The sequence below is a fragment of the Zoogloea sp. genome (genome assembly GCF_041914405.1).
Taxonomy (GTDB): domain Bacteria; phylum Pseudomonadota; class Gammaproteobacteria; order Burkholderiales; family Rhodocyclaceae; genus Zoogloea.
Genome location: NZ_JAYSDK010000011.1, coordinates 1 through 24589, shown reverse-complemented (window position 1 = coordinate 24589; position 24589 = coordinate 1). Strand labels below are relative to the sequence as shown.

The 24589-nt window shown below is 67.0% G+C and carries 21 protein-coding genes; 6 read left to right on the top strand and 15 right to left on the bottom strand.

The genetic code is table 11. The annotated features are described in order from the left end of the window. Positions 1–20: 20 nt before the first annotated feature. The 6 genes from ACE3RX_RS08740 to ACE3RX_RS08715 all read right to left on the bottom strand — a co-directional run bounded on the left by ACE3RX_RS08740 (position 21) and on the right by ACE3RX_RS08715 (position 4118). Positions 21–551, bottom strand: coding sequence for a metal-dependent hydrolase (locus tag ACE3RX_RS08740; protein ID WP_374482413.1), 531 nt, complete (start codon positions 549–551; stop codon positions 21–23). Between the two features lie 104 nt (positions 552–655). Further along, on the bottom strand, positions 656–1216 hold the full coding sequence (locus tag ACE3RX_RS08735; RefSeq protein WP_374482411.1) for a hypothetical protein: 561 nt from the start codon (positions 1214–1216) through the stop codon (positions 656–658). A gap of 116 nt (positions 1217–1332) precedes the next feature. Further along, positions 1333–1851 (bottom strand): hypothetical protein, encoded by a 519-nt coding sequence (locus ACE3RX_RS08730; RefSeq protein ID WP_374482409.1) that lies wholly within the window; start codon positions 1849–1851, stop codon positions 1333–1335. Between the two features lie 195 nt (positions 1852–2046). Beyond that, the gene (locus ACE3RX_RS08725) at positions 2047–2742 is read right to left on the bottom strand and encodes an EthD domain-containing protein (protein WP_374482407.1); all 696 of its coding nucleotides are present in this window, start codon (positions 2740–2742) and stop codon (positions 2047–2049) included. After that, positions 2742–3371, bottom strand: a complete 630-nt coding sequence (locus ACE3RX_RS08720) for a nuclear transport factor 2 family protein (RefSeq protein ID WP_374482405.1) — start codon at positions 3369–3371, stop codon at positions 2742–2744. Before ACE3RX_RS08720 ends, ACE3RX_RS08725 begins: the two co-directional genes overlap by 1 nt. Before the next feature lie 12 nt (positions 3372–3383). Beyond that, positions 3384–4118, bottom strand: coding sequence for an SDR family NAD(P)-dependent oxidoreductase (locus ACE3RX_RS08715; RefSeq protein ID WP_374482403.1), 735 nt, complete (start codon positions 4116–4118; stop codon positions 3384–3386). Positions 4119–4320: 202 nt separating this feature from the next. Between ACE3RX_RS08715 and ACE3RX_RS08710 the strand changes: the two genes are divergently transcribed. Both ACE3RX_RS08710 and ACE3RX_RS08705 read left to right on the top strand, forming a co-directional pair. Then, positions 4321–5628 (top strand): spinster family MFS transporter, encoded by a 1308-nt coding sequence (locus ACE3RX_RS08710; protein ID WP_374482401.1) that lies wholly within the window; start codon positions 4321–4323, stop codon positions 5626–5628. Positions 5629–5657: 29 nt separating this feature from the next. Beyond that, positions 5658–6461: an enoyl-CoA hydratase gene (locus tag ACE3RX_RS08705; RefSeq protein ID WP_374482399.1), complete on the top strand. Its 804-nt coding sequence runs from the start codon at positions 5658–5660 to the stop codon at positions 6459–6461. 24 nt (positions 6462–6485) lie between these two features. On the opposite strand, the gene ACE3RX_RS08700 is transcribed toward ACE3RX_RS08705, so the two are convergent. The 5 genes from ACE3RX_RS08700 to ACE3RX_RS08680 form a co-directional block, all read right to left on the bottom strand. Next, positions 6486–8813 carry an ATP-binding protein gene (locus tag ACE3RX_RS08700; protein WP_374482397.1) on the bottom strand — a complete coding sequence of 776 codons (2328 nt, stop codon included), beginning with the start codon at positions 8811–8813 and terminating at the stop codon, positions 6486–6488. A 177-nt stretch (positions 8814–8990) separates the two neighbouring features. After that, positions 8991–10214 carry an NADH:flavin oxidoreductase gene (locus ACE3RX_RS08695; protein WP_374482395.1) on the bottom strand — a complete coding sequence of 408 codons (1224 nt, stop codon included), beginning with the start codon at positions 10212–10214 and terminating at the stop codon, positions 8991–8993. Positions 10215–10262: 48 nt separating this feature from the next. Further along, entirely contained in the window at positions 10263–11864 is a 1602-nt protein-coding gene (locus ACE3RX_RS08690; RefSeq protein ID WP_374482393.1) for a FadD3 family acyl-CoA ligase, read from the bottom strand. A 30-nt stretch (positions 11865–11894) separates the two neighbouring features. Then, on the bottom strand, positions 11895–12656 hold the full coding sequence (locus ACE3RX_RS08685) for a glucose 1-dehydrogenase (protein ID WP_374482391.1): 762 nt from the start codon (positions 12654–12656) through the stop codon (positions 11895–11897). A gap of 41 nt (positions 12657–12697) precedes the next feature. Continuing rightward, a complete protein-coding gene (locus tag ACE3RX_RS08680) occupies positions 12698–14407 on the bottom strand; it encodes an FAD-binding protein (protein ID WP_374482389.1) in 1710 nt (569 codons plus the stop codon). A gap of 202 nt (positions 14408–14609) precedes the next feature. On the opposite strand from ACE3RX_RS08680, the gene ACE3RX_RS08675 reads away from it, so the two are divergent. Further along, positions 14610–16082 carry an FAD-dependent oxidoreductase gene (locus tag ACE3RX_RS08675; protein ID WP_374482387.1) on the top strand — a complete coding sequence of 491 codons (1473 nt, stop codon included), beginning with the start codon at positions 14610–14612 and terminating at the stop codon, positions 16080–16082. Between the two features lie 80 nt (positions 16083–16162). Here the strand turns inward: ACE3RX_RS08675 and ACE3RX_RS08670 are convergent, their stop codons facing one another. The 4 genes from ACE3RX_RS08670 to ACE3RX_RS08655 all read right to left on the bottom strand — a co-directional run bounded on the left by ACE3RX_RS08670 (position 16163) and on the right by ACE3RX_RS08655 (position 21610). Further along, positions 16163–17326 (bottom strand): acyl-CoA dehydrogenase family protein, encoded by a 1164-nt coding sequence (locus ACE3RX_RS08670; protein WP_374482385.1) that lies wholly within the window; start codon positions 17324–17326, stop codon positions 16163–16165. Beyond that, positions 17323–18456 (bottom strand): acyl-CoA dehydrogenase family protein, encoded by a 1134-nt coding sequence (locus tag ACE3RX_RS08665; protein WP_374482383.1) that lies wholly within the window; start codon positions 18454–18456, stop codon positions 17323–17325. The genes ACE3RX_RS08670 and ACE3RX_RS08665 overlap by 4 nt, the downstream gene beginning before the upstream one ends. Then, positions 18453–19883, bottom strand: a complete 1431-nt coding sequence (locus ACE3RX_RS08660; protein ID WP_374482381.1) for a coniferyl aldehyde dehydrogenase — start codon at positions 19881–19883, stop codon at positions 18453–18455. Before ACE3RX_RS08660 ends, ACE3RX_RS08665 begins: the two co-directional genes overlap by 4 nt. Before the next feature lie 74 nt (positions 19884–19957). Next, the gene (locus ACE3RX_RS08655; RefSeq protein WP_374482379.1) at positions 19958–21610 is read right to left on the bottom strand and encodes a methyl-accepting chemotaxis protein; all 1653 of its coding nucleotides are present in this window, start codon (positions 21608–21610) and stop codon (positions 19958–19960) included. A gap of 191 nt (positions 21611–21801) precedes the next feature. On the opposite strand from ACE3RX_RS08655, the gene ACE3RX_RS08650 reads away from it, so the two are divergent. From ACE3RX_RS08650 to ACE3RX_RS08640, 3 genes are read left to right on the top strand one after another with little or no spacing between them, the layout of a single operon-like run. Then, positions 21802–22797, top strand: coding sequence for a flavin reductase (locus tag ACE3RX_RS08650; protein WP_374482377.1), 996 nt, complete (start codon positions 21802–21804; stop codon positions 22795–22797). Positions 22798–22838: 41 nt separating this feature from the next. Further along, positions 22839–23612 (top strand): glucose 1-dehydrogenase, encoded by a 774-nt coding sequence (locus tag ACE3RX_RS08645; RefSeq protein ID WP_374482375.1) that lies wholly within the window; start codon positions 22839–22841, stop codon positions 23610–23612. A 16-nt stretch (positions 23613–23628) separates the two neighbouring features. Next, on the top strand, positions 23629–24417 hold the full coding sequence (locus ACE3RX_RS08640; protein WP_374482373.1) for a fumarylacetoacetate hydrolase family protein: 789 nt from the start codon (positions 23629–23631) through the stop codon (positions 24415–24417). Positions 24418–24589: the final 172 nt, after the last annotated feature.

The following is a 24589-nucleotide window of genomic DNA, read 5'->3' as shown; positions in this document are numbered from 1 at the left end:
GCGCACAAAGAATCGGCCCGCTACAAGCCATCTCTCGCCACCGAACGCACACACTCCATGATCCACGCGCAGTGAACCCCGTGGAACCAAACGTAGTCCGCGCAGGCGAAGGCGCCGATCCACGAGGCGGCGACGACGATCAGGTCGCAGCGGCCGCTCTTCCACCACTTCAGGGAATGGCGGCAGCACAACCAGGGGACACCGAGCGGATTGGGCCAATCCGCCAGCAGGTGCATCACCCCACCGATGGCAAAGCCCACGCCCAGCGCTGCCAGGGAGTTTTTTCCAAGCTGTTCATAGGAATAGAAAAGGAGCGCGATCCAGGCCAGCCCCCAGTGCGTCAGGGTTCGATGGGTGATCCACAGGCGGCGCGACCGCGACCACCATGCCACTTCCAGCCAGTCGGGGGCAGTACTGCCGGCCAGGCCCATCACGAAGCTCAAGGCGCTCCACATTTGATAAGGGCCGCCAGCGCCAGAATGGGCAACGACGGCCGCCGCGATCACCGCCGCGGCCCAGCCGGTGGCGTGGTGCGCTTTGTTTGAAGCCATTGCTCGACAGCGTTCTTTTCCCGCACGGGAAAAACGAAGGGGCGCAATGGTGGCAGAGTATTGAATAAAAATACAGTTCTACAAAGCCCGAAGGCGTAGAACATTCAGCCGGGCATCAACCCCGGGCGGACATCCTGGTTCGGGGGCACGGCAACCGACGAGACGTCGCTGCGCAGGGCATTGCTCACCCTGGCCGGCAGGAGATCGCCGGCCACAAAGGCGCGTTCTACCGTTCTGGCCAGATATTCGGTGAATTCCTGAATGCAGGTCTTGCCCTTGAGATGCAGCAGCAATTGGCCGGCCCCTTCGGTCGTCAGGCCTGCGACAACGCCGTCGGCACCGACGCGATAGTCCACCGTGATGCTGCACTGGGGGGCGAGGACTTCGACGCGCGCCACGCCGTCAAACTCTTCCGCAAGGAAATGGAATGTAACGGACTTTGCCTGGAAGGCATTGCCCGGCGCAGGGGCAAGGGCTTCGCCCTGAACATGCGCAGCCAACTCCTTGGGTGCAACGTGGCACCGGCATGCCACCACGACGGGCGCCGGCGTAGGCAGTTGACGCGCCACACGCTGCGCCGCTTCAAACGCATCGAAGGCTTGCACCAACCGGGCCGGTCGATCAAGCAAAGGAACAGAAACGGAAAAGACTTGCAGGATGAACACCTTTTACGCGTAAGCGCCGGTCTGCATTTGAGAGGCCGCTTTTCGTTCGATTCGTAAGACTAGCGCAGGGACATTACAGGGAGATGTCCCTTATCCGGTCGCAAGGACGGCTCGAGTTAGCTGAGCTCGAGGACCTGGACTTCGGCGCGGAAGCGTCTTGCGGCCCGCTCGGCGACGTCCACAGCTTCCGACGACAGGGTTCGGGCCAGCTCGTACGCGGCTTCCTGCCCCGCCGCGATGGCATGCATGAACTGGCCGGCCATTTGGGCCGCATCGAGCGGGAGCACGGGCCCGACGGCGATCGCATCGTCCCATTCGCTGCGCAGCAAGGCCGCGCGTAACCAAGCCGGCGTCAGCGGCAAACCCTGCTGGAGCTCTCCGGGCGGATCTTCCGAATCATCTCGCGGATACAGCGCGATGACACACGCCGTTTCACCCTCTGGAAGAGGCGGCAGCGCGTGCGGCAGGGGCAGGCTGACCCCGCAGGGAATCCATGCCAGCGGCCCATCGACGAAATCCGGCGCAAGGGGCAAAACGAATGAAGTGCGCAGATTCAGGAGCACCGGCACGGCCAGGTAGTCGCTGGGCACAATTTCGGTGGATGGGCGGGTCGTAAGCGTAGCGGCGGACAACAAGGACACCCCAGCACGATGTTTCGATGGGCTCAGATGTTGGGCCGATCGACAGCCGGCGAAAATGAAGCAATTACTTGACTTCGTGAAATCCGGAAAATCAAAGATGGCGTGGCCGCCCGTGTATAGCCCCATGCGACGCCCAACCCTGGTGAGCCAGCATGACGATTGGCACATCGTCGTCGGCCCACGGGCCGCTCAGGGGCGCTTGTGGGTCACCCGCGTGAGCATGCACACCGAGCCGTCCACATCGATGCAGGCGGCAATTTGCGCTGGCAAGCTCTGCCACAGCGTCGTGCCGTCGAAGATTTCGGCAATCTCCTCCGGCGATCCAAACCAGGCTTCGAGCACGGCGGCGTATTCGTAGCCGGGCGGCGGCACCCCATGCACCTTGTTGAAGACCAACCGGCTCGCCCGCGCCAGGGTCGGCGAAGCGCGCCACATGGATGGCGTGCTGGCATGGACAGCACGGGCGAAGTCACCGCAGTTCACTCCGGTGCGCAAGCGCAGGAAGCCGATGACGCAGGTGCCGCTGACCGGCCCGCAGTACAACAGCGATTCATGGGCGACCAGGGTGAAATCGCGCACATAGGTGGAGAACACCCGCGGTTCGTCCGGCCGCATGACGCGCAGGGTTTCCTCGTCGCTCCAGATATCGTCAGCGGCCTGACGGTCGCGCAGTCCGAGCAAGTTCACTCCGTCGTAGTCCGCCGACGCGCCGGCCAGCGTGGCCGGCCGGTCGAGGATGCGGGAGCACTGGGTAACGGTCAGCACCTTGTCGCGCACGTTGGTACACCGGCTGCCGAGGGCCGAGTGCTCCCGCCAGGCCTGCGGGAAGTCCTCCGCCGCCAGGGCGGGGTTGCGCCTGGCGAGGTAGATCATCTTCCAGCTCATCAGCGGACCCGGATGCGCGGATCGGGCGCGTCGCGCCGCAGGTTGGCGAGGAAGCCTTCCAGCGGTGCTGCCGGCGCCACTTCGGGCAGGCTGTCCTTGTCCGGGCGCTGGGCCCAGAAGGCTTGCCAGGACGGGAACAGCGAATGGAAGCTGCCATCATAGGGCTCGCGGCCGGGCCAGCGCATCTTGCGCTCGCCGATCGGCGGCTTGTTGAGATCCACCGCATACCAGTAGCACGGCAGGCGGCGGCGGAAGTACCAGCGCCCGTCGATGCGCTCGTAGTCGTCCCAGTAGAGCATCTGCATGATCACCCACTCGGGGCCGGTCTCATGCTCGTTCTTCGAGTACACCACGCCGACCGCGTGGTCCGGGTCGGTGAACTCGATGATGTGCTGGCCCACATGGTGGGATGTACCGGAGAACTGCTCGCGCAGGGTCTCGTCGACCCAGCCCTTGAGGGCCGCACGGCCGGTGCCACGACGGCCGACGCGGATGTCCGGCGCGAAGAGGTTTACATGCGCGTCGAGGTCGCGCATGTCGAGGGACAGGGAATACTTGCCGGCGAGCTGGCGGATCTCCTCGATGGATTCGAGGCGGTCCAGCCGCGCCAGGAATGCGTTGTCGGTCATCGCGGCGGCGCCTCAGATGAAGGCCATGCCGCCATTGACGGCAATGTTCTGACCGGTGACGAAACCGGCGTCGTCGCTGGCCAGGAAAACCGCCACGCCGGCGATCTCTTCCGGCTCGCCCATGCGGCCGAGGGGGATCGCACGGATCATGGCCTGGGTCCATTCGTCGGGGATGCCGGCCATCATCGGCGTGTTGGTCGGGCCGGGGACGATGGTGTTCACACGGATGCCGCTCGGTGCCAGCTCGCGGGCCGCGCTGCGGGTCAGGCCCATCACGGCGGCCTTCGACGCGCAGTAGTGGGCCGGGCCTTCGCCAGACATCGCGGCGGTGCTCGACACGTTGATGATCGCCCCCTTGGCGCCGCACTTCTGCATCAGGCGGGCACCCTCTCGGCTGCACAGGAAGGTGCCGGTGAGGTTGACGCCGAGGACGCGCGCCCAGGCTTCGTCGGGGGTGTCCACAAAGCTGTCCATCGAGCCGATGCCGGCGCTGTTCACCACCACGTCCACACGGCCGAAGCGGCTTTCAACGGCCTGGAAGGCTTCCGCCACGGAGGCGCTGTCGGCCACGTTGCAGGCCACCGCGAGGCCACGCTCGCCCAGGTCGGCAACCGCACGGGCAGCGGCTTCGGCGTTGATGTCGGCGGCCACCACCGAAGCGCCTTCGGCGGCAAAACGGCGAACGATGGCGAGGCCCATGCCCTGGGCGGCGCCGGTGACGAATACCACCTTGTTGTCGAACTTCATGCGGATCTCCTTCAGCGAATGTGGTGGGGTCGGAAGGGGCGCCCGGCAAAATGGCCGCAGCGCCCTGACGGCACCGATCATTCCCCGCCGGGCCATGCCCCAACATCGTCCGAGGAGACTAGGCCGGCAGCTGGTCTGAACGGACGATGCCGGCCGACGGCCCGCGCCACAGCATGGGCACTCTTCCTGTCGGAGCGCAGCCTTGAAGCCAGACCTCCCCCACCCGCCCGTCACTTGGCGCACCCACTACGCGCTGGCGGTGCTCGCCACCATCTATGTGTTCAACTACATCGACCGGTTGGTCATCTCGATCCTCGTCGAGCCGATCAAGGCTGAGTTCGCCATCTCGGACACCCAGATCGGGCTCTTGTCCGGCGTCGCCTTCGCTATCTTCTACACGCTGTTCGGCTTTCCCCTCGGCCGCCTGTCCGACCGTATCGGCCGCAAGCCGGTGGTGGCGCTGGCCTGCATAGCGTGGAGCGCCACCACCATGCTGTGCGGGCTGGCCACCAGCTTCGCGTTGCTGCTCCTGTGCCGCATCGGCGTGGCGGTGGGCGAAGCCGGCGGCACGGCTCCGTCGGTGGCGATGGTGTCGGAGCTGTATCCGGAACGGCGTCGCTCCACGGCGCTGGCGGTGTTCATGATGGGCCCCAGCCTGGGCGCGGTGATCGGCCTTGGTCTTGGCGGCTGGATCGCACAGACCTACGGCTGGCGCATCGCCTTCATCGCCATCGGCGCGCCAGGCGTGCTACTTGGCGCCCTGCTGGCACTGACGGTGCGGGCACCCCGCCCGACCGCTCGACGCCACGTCGACGACGCCGAGGCGTGGACCACCACCCTCGCCGCGCTGCTACGCACGCCGTCCTTCCTGTGGGTGATTGCCGCGGGCACGGCAGCAGCCGTCACCGGCTACGCGATGGGCACCTGGAACCCCAGCTTCCTGATCCGTAGCCACGGCCTCGACGTGAAACAGGCCGGCCTGCTGGTCGGCCTCGGCGGCGGGCTGATGTCCACCATCGGCACCCTCACCTGCGGTGCCGTGACCGACCGCCTCGTCAAGCGCGACCGGGGCTGGCAGCTCGGCGTCGCGGCCATTGCCTGCAGCCTCAGCGTGCCGCTGGGCGTGGCTTTCTACCTGTGGCCGGCGGGCACCGCCTTTCACGTCGGCAGCCTGCCGGTGCCGCAGGCTTTCCTGTCCTACCTGGCCTTCAGCTTCACGGCGACCTGGTGGTCGGTGCCCTGCTTCGGCGCCATGAGCCACCTCTTTCCGCCCCAGCGCCTGGCCCAGGCCACGTCCCTGTTCGTGATGTCGATGACGCTGCTCGGCGTCGGTCTCGGCCCGATCCTCGCCGGTGGCCTCAGCGACCTGCTGACGCCGGGCCTCGGCGCCGACGCGCTGCGTTACGCGCTGGCGGCGATCGCCAGTCTCTACGGCGTGACGGTGCTGTGCCTGCTGAAGGCCATTCCGCGTTTCCGCCAGCAGCGCAGCCTGGCTGCCGCGGCAGCATGAACCTAACGACTGTCCCCAAAGGAAATCCCATGTTCCACGCATCCAGCGCAGACCTCACCGCCGCGCCGCCGGTCCTCCTCGAACGTCCCGAAGACGGCGTCGCCGTGCTGCGCCTCAACCGTCCGAATGCCACCAACGCCCTCAGCCTGGAGCTCCAGGCGCTCCTCGCCCGCCACTTTGCCGAACTGGCCGACGACGACAGCGTGCGCTGCATCGTGCTCACCGGCGGCGACACGGTCTTTGCAGCAGGCGGCGACATCAAGAGCATGGCCGGCGTCGGCGCCATCGATATCCTGCGCCGCCACACCGAGCGGGTATGGGCGCCGATCCAGCACTGCCCCAAGCCGGTGATCGCCGCGGTGTGCGGTTATGCCTATGGCGGCGGCTGCGAGCTGGCGATGCTGGCCGACCTGATCGTGGCCGGCGAAGGGGCACGCTTCTGCCAACCGGAGATCCGCATCGGCATCATGCCCGGCATCGGCGGCACCCAGCGCCTGGTACGGGCGGTCGGCAAGGTCAAGGCAATGCGTATGGCGCTGACCGGCGAGCCGATCAGCGCTCAGGAAGCCTGGGTGGCTGGCCTCGTCAGCGACGTGGTGCCGGACGCCGAAGTGCACAACACCGCCCTCGCCCTCGCCCGGCGCATCGCCGCGATGCCGCCGCTGGCCGCCGAGCAGATCAAGGAGGTGATCCTGGCCGGCGTGGACGCCTCCCTCGACACCGCGCTGGCCCTAGAGCGGCGCGCCAATGCCCTGCTCTTCGCGTCCCAGGATCAGAAGGAAGGCATGCAGGCCTTCATCGAAAAACGCCCACCCCGTTTCGAGGGGCGTTGAACGCCTCACCCTCACGAGGAACATTCATGACCCAACCGCTGTTTTCTGTCGAAGGCCATGGCCTAACCACTGAAGCAGGACTCCACTCATCTGCGCCGGATCGACGGGTTTGGCCAGGAAGTCGTTCATCCCTACGTCAAAACAACGCTGCCGGTCTTCCATGAAGGCATTGGCGGTCATCGCAACCACCGGAATGTGCTGGAATGCCGGCAGCTGCCGGAGCGCCCGGGTGGCCGTAAGGCCATCCATGCGCGGCATCTGCATATCCATCAGGATCAACGCATAGGTATCGGGCGCAGCCCGCACCAGCATCTCCAGCGCCTCGACGCCATCCGGAGCAATATCCACGGCCAAGCCGAAGTCCCGCAGATTTTCCTCGGCGACGAGCTGATTGACCGGCTCGTCCTCGACCAGCAGCACTCGACTGCCGGCAAACCTGTGGCGCAGACAGTCTGCAGCGTTCTCCGGCACCTCCTGCTTCGGCTCCGGGCAATCCTCCATGGGCTTGGCAAGGCTTGCGGTGAACCAGAACATACTGCCCACACCGGGCTGGCTCTCGGCCCCCGCATCGCCGTCCATCAACTGCGCCAGGCGCTTGGTGATGGCGAGCCCGAGGCCGGTACCGCCATATCGTCGGGATATGGAATTGTCGGCCTGGCTGAAGGGACTGAACAGCGTCGACAATTTGTCTGGAGCGATGCCGATGCCCGTATCGCTGACCTCGAAACGTAGCCTTATCCGCGTCGCGTCTTCCTCTTCCCGCAGGACCCTTACCGTCACCGAGCCCGTCGCGGTGAACTTCACCGCGTTACTGACGAGGTTCAACAGGGCCTGCACCAGACGCGTGCGGTCGCCAAGGACGACCTCTGGCAGCGGGTCCGAAACGACCTCGATGTGAATGTTCTTGCTATGCGCCAGATCGGCCTGCATGGCGATAACCGAGGGCGCCAGCAAGCGAATGTCGAAACGCTCCTCGGCCAGCACCAGTTGGCCGGCTTCGATCTTGGAGATATCCAGTATGTCATTAACTATGCACAGCAAATGCTTGCCGGCCGCCTCGATCTTGCCGAGTTTGTCGGCCGCCTCATCGTTCTCATAGCGCCGCCTCAGGATGCCGGACAGGCCGATGATGGCATTCATCGGCGTGCGGATTTCATGGCTCATATTGGCAATGAAACGGCTCTTCGCCTCATTGGCCGCTTCTGCCATCTCCTTTGCCTGCCTGAGTTCGGAGGTCCGTTGCACCACCAGCCCTTCCAGCTCCTGATTGACGCGCAAGGTTTCCTGGCGCGCCCTCTTCAGGGACGAGAAATACAGCGCTATGAAAATCCCCGTCACCACCAGCAGATTGGCCGACACCGCCAGCAACGCAAAGAGGGATTCCCGCTGGGTCTCCAGCCGCCGCAGTTCGGGCACCGGCTGCAACAAATGAACGGTAAATCCGCTGCTCGCTTCCTTCGCACTGAGGAACAGGTACGGGATGCTCCGCTCGCCATCCAGCAGCATCAGATGCGGGTAGGTCTTAGCGTCGAAACGCGTGAGAGCGAGCGGCTTGAAGACGCTTCGAGAGTAGACGTCCTGCCGTTCCCGTTCGGGCATTGCCGACAGATCAACGCCTGGTAGCGTACGGAATTCCAGGGATTTGTTGCGCGCCAGCACCACGACGCCATAGGCGTCGGTGATGAACGCATCGATGTAACGTGTCCATCCATCGAGGCGTGTGAGATCCCGCTTGGCGGCAATCACCCCGACGATCCTGTCGCCCACGATGACGGGCGAAGAAAAATACAGGCCCGGAACCCGGCTCAACTTGCCAACCACATACTGGCGGCCCTGGCGGCCGTCCATCGCGTCACGGAAATACGCGCGGTCCGAATAGTTGGGCCCCACGAAGCTCAGCGGCTTGTCGAAATTGCTGGATGCCACGCAATCGCCCCGCGCATTCAGCACCCATAGCGCGTCTGCTTTCAACCTTGTCGCAGCGAAATCAAGGCGCCTACCGACCTGCTGCAAGGCAGGGTCACGCTCCCAGCGCTGCTTGCGCTCTACCAGGGGCAGGGTCGCCTCTTCCATGTGGCGCGCTTGGCGCACGAGCTCGGCGCCGATGAAATCCGCCCGCCCCAGCACGGCAGGGATACCCGCCAGGGATGACAGCGCGTCCTCGATGCTTCCGTCCAGGCTGTCGAGTTGTTGCTGGGCCAACTGGAGTTGCTGCCGGTAGGCCACATCCATCATGCGGTCGGTTACAACCGATGCCGCGATCCAGGAGACACAGGTAAGCAGGGTAACGACCAACAGGAGCAACGCAATCCTGCCCCGTCCTGGCACCCAGCTCAGGGTTACACCAGCCATGAATGGCTCTGAGTATCGATTTTTTCATTTTTATGATTATTATTGATTCATACTCTAAGTCATCCGCTCCCTGCAGACAGTGAAGTATTTCCACCTCCGACACGCAAGCCCCGCGGTGGGAGAACATTTCGGGCGGAGCCGGAGAGCACAGCCCCGAACATGGATTCGAGCGGGTTTTCAGGCAGACGCCCGGATGCGATTGAGTGCCGGATCGTTGGGCGGGTTCATCACGCACCAGGTTCCCGCTGGGTGATAGATGTAGGGCACGCAGCGGTTGCAGTGGGTGCAGCCCGACGTGTCCTGCGCGCCATTCCGCCATTTGGCGACCAGCGCTGGATCGTGGATCAGCGGGCGCGCCATGACCACCGCGTCGAAGCCCTCGGCCACGGCTTGGCGCGCGTTGTGCGGGCTGCTGACGCCGCCCAGGTAGCCGAGCGGCACCTTCACCGCGGCGCGGATCCGTCGCGAATAGTCGAGGAAGTACATCTCGCGGAAGTCCACCCGCGGCGCCCGGGCCTGGGCGGCCTTGAGCATCAGGCCGGTGATCCAGCTGCCCTTGAGCACCTTCTCCATCTCGTCCATCGCAAAGTTGCTGCCGAACATGAACCAGCCAGACTCGACGTTGCGCCCACCCGACAGCACCAGCAGGTCGGCGCCAGCCGCTTCCAGCGCCTGGGCGGTAACGATGCCGTCCTCCACCGTCGCCCCGCCGGGTACCCCGTCAGCCACGTTGATCTTGGCGAGCACCGCCATGCGGCTGCCAACCGCATCCTTGACCCGCGCCAGCACGGCGGCCGGGAAGCGCACGCGATTCACGGCGTTGCCGCCGAAAACATCGGTACGGCGGTTCGACAAGGGCGAGATGAACTGGTTGAGCAAGTAACCATGGCCCATGTGCAGCTCGACCGCGTCGAAACCCGCGTCCCGGCACAGCAGGGCCGCATCCACGAACTCCCGCGCCACCTGCTCCATGTCGGCCCGGTTCATCGCCCGATGCCAGAAGTTGCCACGCAGGAAGCCGGCCTTGTTGAAGCCACTGGAGGCGCTCATCGTCGGGCCATCCACGCGGCGCGACGTGACAAAGGAGCCGCCGTGGGTCAGCTGGTAGGAAATCGCGCCGCCTTCCCGGTGCACAGCGTCGGCCAGCGCACGCAGGTCTGGCAGGATCTCGGGACGCAGCCAGACCTGGTTCGGCAGCGTGCGCCCCACGTCGCTGACCGCACCGTAGGCCACGGTCGTCAGGCCGACACCACCGGCGGCGAGATCCCGGTGGTGCTTGACCAGAGCCCGGCTCGGCGCCCCTTCGACGACCATGCCTTCGTTGGCACCGGCGCGAATGACGCGGTTGCGCAGCGTGATCGGACCGAGCCGGAACGGCTCGAAAAGCATGTCGTCAGCCATGGTGGGCCTTTCGCGTAGGAATCGGATCGGGGCAGGATGGGAATCCGCTCAGGCCGCGACGCAGCTGCGCAACTCGTTCTTGGCGACCTTGTTGGACGCATTCACCGGCAGCGCATCGAAGAAGCGCACCAGGCGCGGCACCTTGTAGTTGGCCATGCGGTTGCGCGACCAGGCGATGAGGCCGGCCGCGTCCAGCGCAGCGCCAGCGCGTAGCACGACGCAGGCGCAGCCCACCTCCCCCATTCGCTCGTCCGGCACCCCGATCACCGCCACCTGGGCGATGGCCGGGTGCTCCGTCAGCGCAGCTTCGATCTCGGCCGGGTAGCAGTTGAAGCCGCCGACGATGAACATGTCCTTCAGGCGGTCGGTGATACGGAGGTAGCCGCGTGCGTCCAGCGTGCCGATGTCGCCGGTGTGCAACCAGCCGTCGGCATCGATGGTCTCGGCGGTGGCTTCGGGATTCTCGAAGTAGCCCTGCATCACGTGGAAGCCGCGCAGGCAGATTTCACCCGCCTCGCCCGCCGGCAAGGGCTGGTTATGGCTGTCGACGATACGCAACTCGGTGCCGGGGATGGCTTTGCCGCTGGTGCCGGCGATGGTCGCAGCGTCATCGTCCGGGTCGCAGATCGTCGCCAGCCCGCCGCATTCGGTGAGGCCGTAGGCGGTGGTCACCACCTCGAAGCCCAGCTCGCTGCGCATGCGCTCGACGAGCACCGGCGGAATGGTCGCGGCGCCGGTGACAGCGATGCGCAGGCTGGACAGGTTCGCCTCGGCCAGCCGCGGATGGGCCAGCATCGACAGGTAGAGGGTCGGCGGACCGGGCAGCACGGTCACCCGATCAGCCTCGATGCGCTGGAACACCGCTTCCGCGTCGAACACCGGGTGCGGCAGGATGGTCGCCCCGGCGATCAGGCAGGTCACCCAGCCGGCCTTGTAGCCGAAGGTGTGAAAGAAGGGATTGACGATCAGGTAGCGGTCGCCGGGCCGCAGGCCGATGATCCGCACGTACTCGGCGAAGGCCCGCAAGGTCGGCCCGTGGGCGTGCATGACACCCTTCGGCTTGCCGGTGGTACCGGAGGTGAACATCAGGTCGGCGGTGTCCCGCATGTCCACTGCCTCGGCCCGGGCGCGGGCGAGCGACCCGGCCACCTGGGCGCCGCCGGCCAGGAAATCCACCCAAGCCTGCGTGCCTTCCCCGATCGGATGCCCGTCACCAAGCACCACGACCCGTTCCAGCGTTGGCGGACGGTGCGGTGCCAGCATGGCCGGATAGTCGGCACCGAGGAATTCGCCGATGCAAACCAGCACCCGCGCGTAGCTGCGGGCCAGAATGTCGGCGGCCTCCTGGCCCTTCATGCGGGTATTGATCGGCACCAGCACGGCGCCGGCGCAATGCACGCCGAGGGCCGCCAGCACCCACTCGCTGCAGTTCGGTGCCCAGATCGCCACCTTGTCACCTGGCTCTACACCGCAGGCCATCAACGCCCGCGCCACCACCAACGCCCGGTCGGGCAGCTCGGCGTAGGTGATGCGCTGACCGTTCTCCTCGATGGCGATACGGGACGCGTGGTGACGGGCTGCGGAAAACAGCAATGCAGGAATGGTCGGCGCAATGGCCGGGATCGGCAGGTCGGGCATGGAGGCTGGCATGGCGAAATAGGTTCCAGGGTTACGGACGGGTCAGATGCTCATCACGAACTGGCCGCTGTCCACGCGCAGCTCGATGCCATTGACCGCGCGGGACTCGTCGGACGCGAGGAACACGATGGCGTTGCCCACGTCTTCCGGCAGGCAGGCCCGGAACATCGGGTCGACGTCGATGGTCAGCCGTGCCGGGTCGATGCCCGGCGGATAGGCCGCGGTGCTCATCGGGGTCAGGATGCCGTCCGGGTGCACCGAATTGCAGCGGATGCGGTACTTGCTGCGCCGGCAATGGGCGGCGACGGCACGGGTCAGCGCGGCGATGGCACCCTTGGAGCCGCAATAGGCCGCGTAGTCGTCCTTGCCGGCGATGCCGGCAATCGACGACATGTTGACGATGGAGCCGCCGCCGCGTGCCTTCATCAGCGCGACACCGGCCTTGCAGCCGAGGAAGACGCTGTCCGCGTTCACACGCATCAGGCGCTGCCAGTCGTCCAGGCTGGCTTCCTCGATACTGCCCTTGATGAGGATGCCGGCGTTGTTCACCAGCACGTTGAGGCCGCCGAAGCGTTCCCTCACCGTCTCCTCAACAGTGCGCCAGTCGGCCTCGGAAGCGGCATCCTGGCGCAGGAACAAGGCCTCAGGCCCCAGTTCGTCGGCCAGAGCACGGCCGGCGGCCTCGTTGATGTCGGTGATCACCACGCGGGCGCCCTCGGCGGCCAGCAGCCGCGCGGTGGCCTGCCCCACGCCGCTCGCCCCGCCGGTGACCAGCGCCACCTTGTCCTGCACACGTCCTGCCATGCTGCGTCTCCTTTTTGGGTCGTTTCTTATTGGTTGCGCGTTCAGTTGCCCGAGGCGATGTGATTGGCGGCGATGTAGCCGAAGGTCATCGCCGGGCCGAGGGTCGCGCCGGCGCCGGGGTAGCTGGTGCCCATCACCGACGCGGAGGTGTTACCGATGGCGTACAGGCCGCTGATCGGCGAGCCATCTGGACGGACGACCTGGGCATGCTCGTTGGTGAGCAGGCCCCCCTTGGTGCCGATATCACCGGCATCCAGCCGCATCGCGTAGAACGGCCCCTTGGCAATTGGCGCGAGGCACGGGTTGGGCTTCACGTTCACGTCGCCGTAGTAGCGGTCAAAGACGTTGCCGCCGCGGGCAAAATCCTTGTCCACGCCGGTCCGGGCGTATTCATTCATGGTCCGCGCAGTGGTTTCCAGACCAGCCGCATCGACGCCGATCTGGCGCGCCAGGTCGGCCAGCGTGTCGGCCTTCCAGTACACGGTGTTGAGCCATTCCTTGCGCAGACGGCCGTCCGGCATCACCTGGGCCGGCATCAGCGGGCCCATCGCGTAGTGGAAACGGAAGTGGGCGTCGAAGATCACCCATGCCGGGATCGACTTGCCGCCGCTGGCCCCGTTGTCGCGGTACATCGCGTCCACAAACTCCAGGTAAGGCGTGGCCTCGTTGACGAAGCGCCGGCCCAGGCCATTGACGACGATGGCGCCCGGGAAGGCACGCTCGGCAAACACGCCGCGGGGCTTCTCTTCCTTCGGCACGGCGATGGTCGGCGCCCACCAGGACCAGTTGAGCAGGTCGGTGGCCGCACCGGCTGCCAACCCGGCCTCCAGCGCCGCGCCGGTATTGTTGCCGGGCGGCGTTGCGCTCCAGCCGGTGCGGGTCGGTTTGGGCAGGTACTTGTCGCGCAAGGCCTGGTTCTGCTCGAAGCCACCGGCGCCGAGGATCACGCCACGGCGCGCCCGCAGATGCAGCTCACGCCCTTCACGCTTCACCCGGATGCCCGTCACCCGTTCGCCGTCACGGATCAGGTCCTGAAAGTCGGTGTTCAGCCACAGGGGCACCTGGCGATCCATCAGGGTGCGGCGCAGCGCGCAGACCAGCGCGCTGCCTAGGGCGGCACGGCGGTCGTTGCGGGTCTTGCGCCGCCAGCGCAAGTCCAGCTGGTAACGCAGCATCAGCCCCATCACTTTCAGACGCCAGCCGCGCTCCTTGGCCATCGCCTTGTGGGCATCGCGGGCCGTCCATGCGATGCGTCCCATCAGCAGCGTGGACGGCGACGGCGTGCGCAGATGGCGCAGCTCGTCGCCGAGTAGGCTGGTGTCGAAGAGTTCCGGGTCCAGCGTGCGCCCGCCGGGCAAGGCACCCGGGAGGTGCTGGTAGTAATCGGGATACTTGTCGGCCACCGCATAGCGCAGGCGGCCCTTGGTCTCCAGGTGGGTGATCATCTTCGGCGCGTTGTCGAGGTAGGCCCGCAGGCGGCTCTCGTCCACCCGGCCGGCCGTCGCGGCACGCACGTACTGCAGCGCCTTGTCGTAGCTGTCCTTGCCGCCGATGCGCTTGAAGTGCGGGTTGTTGGGAATCCAGATGCCGCCGCCAGAAATGGCGGACGTGCCGCCGAACTTGTCGCTCTTCTCCACCACCAGCACCGACAGGCCGTGGTCGGCGGCGATCACGGCGGACGTCATCGCGCCGGCGCCGGAGCCGACGACGATGACATCGAAGGCGGTCTGGTTCTGTTCTTGTGCACTCACGCTGGGGTCCTCGGAAATGGTTGGCCGCAGCGGATGTTCCCGCTTGCCCGGCGGCCGGCCATCGTCAAGGCGGACTAGGCCGAACCGGGCATCCCCCGGCGGGCGAACGCCATCGTTCAATCGGGCGATGCGGCGCCTCCCGCGCTGCCGCCACGATCACGCTGGAGAAAACCCTGCCCATCAGAACGGAGAGCAAAGCCCCATGCAGAACGCTACCTACACCCCTTCCCGTCCCTGCCGCGTCGAGGACGTCCCGGCCTGGAACATCGAGACCGACGTGCTCGTCGTCGGCTTTGGCGCCGCCGGCAGCTGTGCCGCCATCGAGGCCCGCCGGGCCGGCGCCCGTGTGTGCGTGCTGGAAGTCGCCTCAGCCGGTGGCGGCAGTGCCGCGCTGTCGGGCGGCGAAGTGTATGTGGGCGGCAGCGGCGGCACCTCCATCCAGCGCGCCAACGGCTTCGAGGACAGCACCGAGGACCTGGCCGCCTACCTGACGCTGAGCGGCGGCCCGGGCGCCGACGGCGAGCGCGTGCGCGTCTATGCGGAAGGCGCCGAGGCCCACTTCCGCTGGCTGCAGGAACTCGGCGTGCCCTTCAAGGGCAGCTACCTGCCCGGCAAGTGGATCGAGCCCACCACCGACGACACCCTGCTGTGGTCCGGCAACGAGCTGGCCTGGCCCTTCAGCGCCACCGCCAAGCCCGCGCCACGCGGGCATACGGTGCAGTTCAAGGGCTGGGGCGGCGGCAAGGTGCTGATGGAACACCTGTGCGCCCAGGCCGCGGCCGCCGGTGCCGACATCCACTACAACGCCCGTGGGCTGACGCTGGTGGTGGATCGCGACGGTGGCGTGGCCGGCGTGGTGGCGCGCATCGACGGCGAAGTGCGCTTCGTCCGCGCCCTGAAGGGCGTGGTGCTGTCGGCGGGCGGCTTCATCGTCAATCGGGACATGGTGGCCCGCTTCGCCCCGGCGGCGCTGGCCTGCGTGAAGGAAGTGAGCGGTGGCAACGACGACGGCTCGGGCATCCGCATGGGCATGGCGGTCGGCGCAACGGCGATCCACATGGATCAGTTCTTTGCGACGGTGCCCTTCTTCCCGCCCGAGTCACTGGTGAAGGGGATCTTCGTCAATGAACGCGGCGAGCGCTTCATCAACGAGGACGCCTACCATGGCCGTGTCGGCCACTACGTGCTGCGTCAGCCGGGTGGCCGCGCCTGGCTGCTGGTGGACAACGAAATCTTCGGCCGGCCGGTCATCAAGCCCAACGTCGAAATCGCCGCGGTCGGCGAGACGTGGGCGGAGATCGAGCAGGAGCTGGGCATTCCCGCCGGCGCATTGCAACACACAGTTGAAGAATTCAACGTGCGCGCCGCCGAGGGACAGGACCCCTACTTCCACAAGGCCGCGCCGTGGCTGCGGCCGCTGAGCGTACCGCCCTTTGCCGCTCTCAGCTATTGCAGCGAGGATCTGGAAGCCCATGCCTTCACCCTCGGCGGCCTCCACACCTTGCCGGGGGGCGAGGTGCTCGACGCGGACGGCCGCCCGATCGCCGGCCTGTTCGCCGCAGGGCGTACCGCCTGTGGCCTGCCGCGCTGGGGTGAGGGCTACAGCTCCGGCCTGTCCCTCGGCGATTCGACCTTCTTCGGCCGTCAGGCCGGAGGCTCGGCCGCCCAGCGCTGAAATGGAAACGCCGCCAGCCGCTTACGACACGGCTGGCGGCAAGTGGGCTTTGAGGTCAAGCCGGGCGAAGCCCGCTCCGTTCAGCCCTTGGGCATCCCCAGCCCGCGCTCGGCGATAATGTTGAGCTGGATCTCGTTGGTCCCGGCGTAGATCGTATCGGCGCGGGAGAAGAAGAACACCTGCTGCAGCCTTCGCCACGGGTCTTCGTTGGCCGGCACATCCCCCGCGACGCCCATCACGTCCATCGCCAACTGGCCCAGATCCCGGTGCCAGTTCGACCAAGCGTACTTGTAGACCAGCGCTTCGGGTCCGGTGGCGTTCTCGCCGCGCGCGAAGATGCGTAGTGCATTGGCGCGGAGTGCCCGCAGGCCGATCCACGCATCGGCGATACGCCGGCGCACCCCCACGTCCCGGTCGGCGCCGCAGCTACGGGCCGCCTCCACCAGCAAATGCAGCTCATGGGCGAAGTGCATCTGCTGGCCCAGCGTGGACAAGCCGCGCTCGAAGCCGAGCAGCGCCATCGCGATGCGCCAGCCGTCGCCAGGCTTGCCGACAATGCAGTCGGCGGCCGTGCGGGCGTCGTCGAAGAACACTTCGTTGAACTCCGCTTCGCCGGTCATCTGGCGGATCGGGCAAATCTCCACGCCGGGCTGGTCGAGGGGCACCAGCAGGAAGCTCAGCCCTTCCCGCCCGCCGCTGCCGGGCGTGCTGCGGGCCAGCACGAAGATCCACTCGGATTCGTGGGCCAGCGAGGTCCACAACTTCTGGCCGCGCAGCCGCCATTCACCGTCCTCCAGCCAACAACGGGTGGAGATGGCGGCCAGGTCGGAGCCGGCGCCCGGCTCGGAGTAACCCTGGCACCAGAACACCCGCCCGGTGCGGATGCCGGGCAGGAAGCGCGCCTGCTGCTCCGGCGTGCCATGGGCGATCAGGGTCGGCGCCAGTAGCGTCTCGCCGATGTGCCCCATGCGGCCGGGGCCACCGGCGCGGGCGTATTCCTCATGAAAGGCCACCTGCAGCGCCAGCGGCAGATCGCGGCCGCCGTGGGTCTCCGGCCAGCCGAGACCGATCCAGCCGCCGGCGGCCATCTCGGCCTCCCACTCGCGGCGCAGTTCGGGATAGGCCATCTCGTCTCCCGGGCCACCGCGGTGGCGCAGCGGCGCGAAGCGTCCACACAGATGGCTTTCCATCCAGTCGGCCACGTCGGCCCGGAATTGCTGTTCGTCGGGCATCGTCTTGTTCATTGATGTCTCTCCGTCACGCGACCCAGCACACAGTCGGCTACCGCGTCGCGCCACGCGTCTGCGTCGCCGAACCAGTGGGAAGCCCATTGGGCGCGCTTGAAATGCAGTTGGGGATCGTATTCCCAGGTAAAACCTACGCCGCCGTGCAGTTGGATGGCCTCAGCCGCGCAGAAGCGGTAAGCCTCGGTGGCCAGCACCCGCGCCACGGCGATCTCGCTTGCCACGGCCTGTTCATCGAGTTCCAGCGTCGCCAATGCGCCCTGCAGCGCCGAGCGGGCCGTCTCCAGCTTCACCATCATCTGCGCGCAGCGATGCTTGACGGCCTGAAAGCCGGAGATCGCCCGCCCGAACTGGCGCCGCTCGCCGGTGTAGGCGACGGTCAGCTCCAGGCAACGGGCCGCGCCGCCGACCTGCTCCGCCGCCAGCATCAGCGCGGCGAGTTGCAGGGCATGGGCAACGCCGGCTACAAAGCCAGCCGGGCGGTCGATACGCGCCTCCAGCGGGAGCTGCACCCCATCGAAAACCCAACGGCCTTGCGGGCGGGTCGAATCCCAGCTTTCCAGCGCGCTGCGCTGCAGACCCGGTGTGTCAGCGGGAACATGGAACAGCCCGCAGGCGCCGTCCTCCAGCTCGGCGACGACGAAGGCCATGTCGGCGCCGTCGCCATCAAGAACCTGCTCCGCACAGCCCTGCAGTTCCCAGCGGTCACCGCGGCGGCAGGCACGGATCGCCAGCTCGTCAGGGCGAAACGCCGGCGCCAGGCCGTCGGCCGCAATGACCGTCGCCGTCGCCGAACCTTCCGCCAGCCCCGGCAGCCAGCGCTGGCAGGCCTCTTCAGTGGCTGCGTGCAGCAACAACGGCTGAGCCAGCGCTACCGTGGAGAAGAACGGCGAGCGCGTCAGGCTGCGCCCCATTTCCTCCAGCAAGACGACAGCTTCCGCGACGCCGAGGCCCAGGCCGCCGAATTCCTCTGGCACCAGCACAGCCGGCCAGCCCAGTTCGGCCATGGTCTGCCACAAGGCAGCGTCGCCATCGCGGCCGCTGCGCGCATTGGCATGCCCGGCCAGAAAGGCCATCGCGGTTTCCCGCAGCGCGCGCTGCTCATCGGTGGGAATGGCGAAGGCACTCACGGCGTGACCTGCGCTTCCATCGCCGCCAGGAAGTGTTCGCCGTAGGGCGGCAGCATGCCCCACTCCCGGCGCGGATCGTAGGCAGGCGCCTTGAACACGGTGCGCAGGTGGCTGAATTCGAGGAAGCCTTCGCGGCCGTGGTAGCGCCCCATGCCAGAGGCGCCGACACCGCCAAAGGGCGCGTCGTGCATGGCCGCGTGGAACATCACCTCGTTGATGCTCACCCCGCCGGACAGGGTGTGCGTCAACACCTTCTGCTGTTCGGCTGCATCCTCGCCAAAGTAATACAGGGCCAGCGGACGGCTGCGCCCGTTGATGTCGGCAATCACCGCGTCGATGTCGTCGTAGCTGAGCACGACGACCGCCGGCCCGAAGATCTCCTCGCGCATGATCGCCGAATCCGCCGGCGGGTCGATAACGATGCGCAGCGGGCGACGGCGCTCGCCGTCGCCGGAGATCACCCCATCGGGACAGGTCTCGACACGGGCGCCCGCGGCGGCGGCCTGCGCCACATAGCCGTCGATACGGGTCAGGTGGCGCTCATTGACGACCGCCGTCAGGTCCGGATTGCCGGCCGCCGTCGGGAACAAGCCAGCGAAGGCCGTCTTCAGGCTGGCGACGAAGGATTCCAGTTGCTCGCGTGCCACGTAGATCACGTCCGGATTGACGCACAGCTGGCCGCCGTTCGCCCCCTTGCCCGCCGCGATGCGGAAAGCGGCGGTCGCCAGGTCGGCGCTGCGGCCGATGATCGTCGGCGACTTGCCGCCAAGCTCCAGCGTCACCGGCGCCAGGTTGTCGGCGGCGGCCCGCATCACGGCCTTGCCGACCGCCGTGCTGCCGGTAAATACCAGATGATCGAAGGGCTGCGCCGCAAAGGCGGCGCCCACGTCCGGGCCGCCGGTCACGACACCCACTTCGAGCGGATCGAACATGTCGGTAACCGCTTCCGCCACCAGCGCTGCCGTGCGGGGCACGACCTCGGACGGCTTCAGGATGGCCCGGTTGCCCGCCGCGAGTACATAGGCCAGCGGCGCAAACAAGGTAAACAGCGGTGCGTTCCAGGTGCCGATGATGCCCACCGAGCCCTTGGGCTGGACCATCACCCAGGCTTCCGCACCAAGTTGGTCATAGGGCGCAAAGGGTGCCCGCTTGTCCGGCGCCATCCACGGCTCGAAGTGATCGCGGGCATGCTTGAGGGACGCCAGCGAACCGAGCACATCGTTCATCAAGGAGAAGCCCGGATGGCGGCCGCCGAAATCGGCGTCCATCGCCGCCGCCAGCGGCTTGTGGTACTTCACCAGCAGGTCGATGGCCGTCTGCAGGCGGCGACGGCGCGTGTCCGCCACGACGGTACCGGAGGCCGTGAAGGCCGCCTGCTGGGCGGACAGGATGTCGGCAAGCGCCGGAGTGCTGTTGGGAGTGCTCATGGTCTTCGATTCACCTCAGGGTTGGTGGAGCGGCCGCGAACGATCGGGCTGTCAGGAATTGCTCGGAAGAAAACTCAAGCCAGGCGGAAACGGGCGGAAAGACGTTCCAGCGTCCGGGCCAGCCGGTCCAGGCCCGCCGCCGATTCTGCGCTCCGCGCTGCACTGGTGGACAGGGCCGTGGTGCCGTCGGAAACGCTCTGCACGCGGCGGACGATCTCGCGGGTGGCGGCGGCCTGCTCCTTGAGCACATCGCCGATACCATCCACCGCGGCAATCACCTGGCCGCTGCCGGCGCGGATGCCGACCACCGACTCGCCGGCCTGGGCCGCCAGCTCCGCGCCGCTGCGCACCCGCTCGACGGCGGACTCCATCGTCGCGCACACGCTGCGGGTGCGCCGCTGGATGTCGGCGATCGTCGCCGAGATCTCGGCGGTGGACGAGGACGTACGCTCGGCCAGCTTGCGCACTTCGTCCGCCACCACCGCGAAACCGCGCCCCTGCTCACCGGCGCGGGCTGCTTCGATGGCCGCATTGAGGGCCAGCAGATTGGTCTGGTCGGCCACTTCGAGGATCACCCGCACGACACCGCTGATCTGGTCGGACAGGTTGTCGAGTTCGCGCACATGGCTGGCGGTCTGCGTCACCACCTGGGCGACGCCGCCCATTTCCTCGGCCATGCGCTGGATGTAGCGCTCGCTCTCCTCCGAGCGTCCAAAGGACTCCCGGCTCATGCGCAGGGATGCGTCGGCGTGGGCTTCGACCTGTTCGATGGAGCGGGCCAGCTGGGCCGCCGCAACCGAGATGCTGCTCACCGCCTCGGCCTGCGCCGTGGCATGGGCTGACGCATCGGTCGCCGTACCGGCCATCTGCTGCGCCTCGACGCCCAGCTGCTCCACCTGGCAGCGCATTTCATCCACCAGGCGATGCAGGTTGTCGCGCATCTGCCCGACGTCGGTGAGCAGCACGCCGAATTCGTCCTTGCCCATGACGGGAACAGGCCGGGCCAGATCACCGTCGGCAATCGCCCGCGCCACGCCGGACGCCACACCGAAGGCGGTGCGCATCCGGCGCAGGGTACCGAAGGCCATCAGTGAGCCGGCCAGCGCACCGATAACGGCCAACGTGATGTAGGCCAGTACCGTCGCATCGTAGCGTTCGCCAGCCGCCTTGTAGTCCTGGGCGGTTACGGCCGCCTGGTAGTCGTGGAGCGCGCCCAGTGCAACAGCGGCCGCCTCGCCGGCGGGCTCGCCGCCCTGCACGAAGGCGGTCATGTTGTTCAGGCGGAAGCTCTCGAGACGCAGCGGTGCCAGCACTTCGTCGAGTTCGCTGCGCCAGCGCCGGTAGGCTTCAACGTAAGTCTTCTCGAGACGGGCCTCTTCGCTGCCGTGTGGCTTCTCCGCGTATTGCTTCCACAACGCATCGATCTGCCCGTTGTTGCGTTCGATCTCGTCCAGGTAATGGCTCAAGGGGCGGCTGTGGGCGCGGGCGAAACCGCCTTCAGGATCGAGCTGGAAGGCCAGCAGCACCAGACGCCGGTTGGCCTGCAGCTTCTGCTGGATGGTTTCGAAACGCCCCAACGCCGCAAGCCGCTCCTCATGGACGACACGCAAGGCCTCGCGGGCCTCGAACAGGCCATACCAGCCGAAGGCCACGGCGGCCAGGAATAGCGCAGTCGACAGCAGGGCCCACAGCCACAGGCGCTGGGCAATGGTGATCTTCTCGAACATGGCGTTGCATACATGGGAAGCCCGGAGTGATGCGCACACTAGCAAGCCCTGCCGCGCCGCCCATCGTCCGATTGGATGAGGCCCTTCGGGTACTGCCGCACCAAGCCCGCCGTTAGTCCGTTGGGACGATGTTGCACAGAGAGGCCGTGTCGATACTCGCCTCACAAACCAACGCCCCAGGGAGGCTTCCCATGACCCAAGCGAGCTTTGACCCCCAGGCTTTCCGCGCCGCTCTCGGCACCTTCACGACCGGGGTCACGATCATTACCGCCCGCGCCGAAGACGGCACGGCGATCGGCATCACGGCCAACAGTTTCAACTCCGTCTCGCTCAACCCGCCACTGGTGCTGTGGAGCCTGGCGAAATCCGCCCGCAGCCGGCCAGTCTTTGAAAGCAGCCGGCACTGGAACGTGCACGTGCTGTCCGCCGACCAGGAGGCCTTGTCCGGCCGCTTCGCATCCCAAGGGGCCGACAAGTTCGCCGACATCGTATTGGACGAGGGAATCTCCGACGCACCACTGATCCCGGCCTGCACGGCCCGCTTCCAGTGCCGCACGGCCTTCAGCTATGAAGGCGGCGACCACCTGATCTTCGTCGGCGAGGTGCTGGCTTACGACCGCTGTGAACATCCGCCGCTGGTTTTCCAGGCCGGCCAGTACGCCATTGCCGCGCGCAAGCCACGCCAGGAAGTGCGACTCGGCGCCAACCCGCCGCCCGAATGCAGCTATACGGAAGACCTGCTGGGCTATCTGCTGGGCCGCGCCCACTACCAGATGCTGAATTCGGTACGCCAGATGCTGGCCAGCCAGGCCCTCGACGAACCGACCTTCTTCATCCTGTCCACCCTAGCCGTCCGTGATCGCCTGAGCCTGGACGAACTCAACAGCATCATCGGCTACACCGGCATGCTGGCCACCGAGGCACAACTCAAGGCGCTAGAGGGGCAGCGCTTCATCGCCCGCGAATTCCACGCTGGCAAGGCCCGTTACGTCCTCACCGCCGATGGGCGTGAAGCATCCCTGCGCCACATCGCCCACGCCAAGGCGCTGGAAGAGGACCTCGCCGACAAGCTCGGGGCTGGCGAGATCATGGCCCTGAAGATGCTGCTCAAGCACCTGATCGCCAATACCGACCCCGGCCTGCCCGACCTGTGGGCACCGACGAACCTACCGGCCGCCGCAGCCTGATCCCGCGCCGACGGACACCTCTGCCCCTTCAAGGAACTCGCATGCCCCTGCTTGAACGCTTTTCCCTCTCCAACCAGGTCGCGCTGGTGACCGGCGCCGGCCGCGGCATCGGTCGCGCCATCGCCCTGGCCTACGCCGAAGCCGGCGCTGACGTCGTCTGCGCCGCCCGCACCCTGGCCGACGTGGAGGCCGTCGCCGAGGAAGTGCGCGCACTCGGCCGCCGGGCGCTGGCGATCAGTTGCGACGTGAACGACGCCGACCAGCGGGGCGCAGCTGTCAGCGCCACCATCGAAGCCTTCGGCCGTCTGACCCACCTGGTCAATAACGCCGGCGGCGCGGGCCCCAACGATCCGCTGAAGATGTCGGCGGCGCGATTCGAGGAAGTGCTGCGCTTCAACGTCAGCTCCGCCTACGCGCTGACGCAGCTGTGCGTGCCCCACATGCGCGAGGCCGGCAGCGGCAACATCGTGAACATCACCTCCGGCGCTGCCCGCTACGCCCAGCCCCACTTCAGTGCCTACGGCTCCGCCAAGGCCGCGCTGACCCAGCTGACGCGCCTGTTGGCGCAGGACTTCGCCCCGCAAGTGCGCGTCAATGCCATTGCCCCCGGCCCCATCCTCACCGCCGCGCTGGACCGCGCCCTGCCTGCCGAGATGCGCGACGGCATGATCCGCAACACCCCGCTTCAATGCCTCGGCCAGCCCGAGGACATTGCCGCCGCCGCGCTCTATCTCGCCTCGCCCGCCTCCGCGTGGGTGACGGGCAAGGTCATAGAGGTGGATGGCGGCGCCGAATCCAGCGTCTGGCCCGGTTAAGCCACGGAGCCCCGCCATGAACGACAGCCTGATCGCCAGTCTCGGCGACGCCCTGCATGCGGCCCTCCGCGAGCGGCGCACCATCGCCCCCCTAACCGACAGCCACCCCGACATCAGTATCGACGACGCCTATCGCATCTCCCTTCACCTGCTGCGCTTGCGGCAGGCAGCGGGCGAAAAGCTGATCGGCAAGAAGATCGGCGTCACCAGCAAACCGGTGCAGGACATGCTGAACGTGCATCAGCCCGATTTCGGCTTCCTCACCGATGCGATGCACTACCCGGACGGTGCCGACATCGACATCGCCCTCGCAGGGCTGATCCAACCCCGCGCCGAAGGCGAGATCGCCTTCATGCTGAAGGACGATCTGCACGGACCGGGCATCACCCGTGACGACGTGCTCGCCGCCACGGCCTGGGTGGCGCCCTGCTTCGAAATCGTCGACAGCCGCATCCACGACTGGAAGATCCGCATCCAGGACACCGTCGCGGACAACGCGTCCTGCGGCGTGTTCGTCGTCGGTCAGCGCCGTACCGATCCGCGCAGCCTCGACCTAGCGGCGGTACGCATGGAGATGCAGCGCAACGGCGAGCCGGCCGGCAGCGGCACCGGCGCAGCTGTCCAGGGTCACCCCGCCGAGGCCGTCGCGTGGCTGGCCAACACCCTGGGCCGCTTCGGCATCCCCTTCCACAAGGGCGAACTGATCCTGTCCGGCGCGCTGGCGCCGCTGGTTCCGGTGCATGCCGGCGACCATTTCACGTTGAACATCGACGGGCTGGGCTGCTGCTCGGTCCGCTTCCGCTGATTTTCCGCTTGCAGCCGCGCGGCGGGGTTGGCTCCCAACCCCCGGGCCTCTGGCCCGCCTCCCTCCCCTGCCTCGCCGCGCGTCCTGCACCCCAAGCCCCAACAAGGATTCGCCATGAAGAAAATCAAATGCGCCCTGATCGGCCCGGGCAACATCGGCACGGACCTGCTGG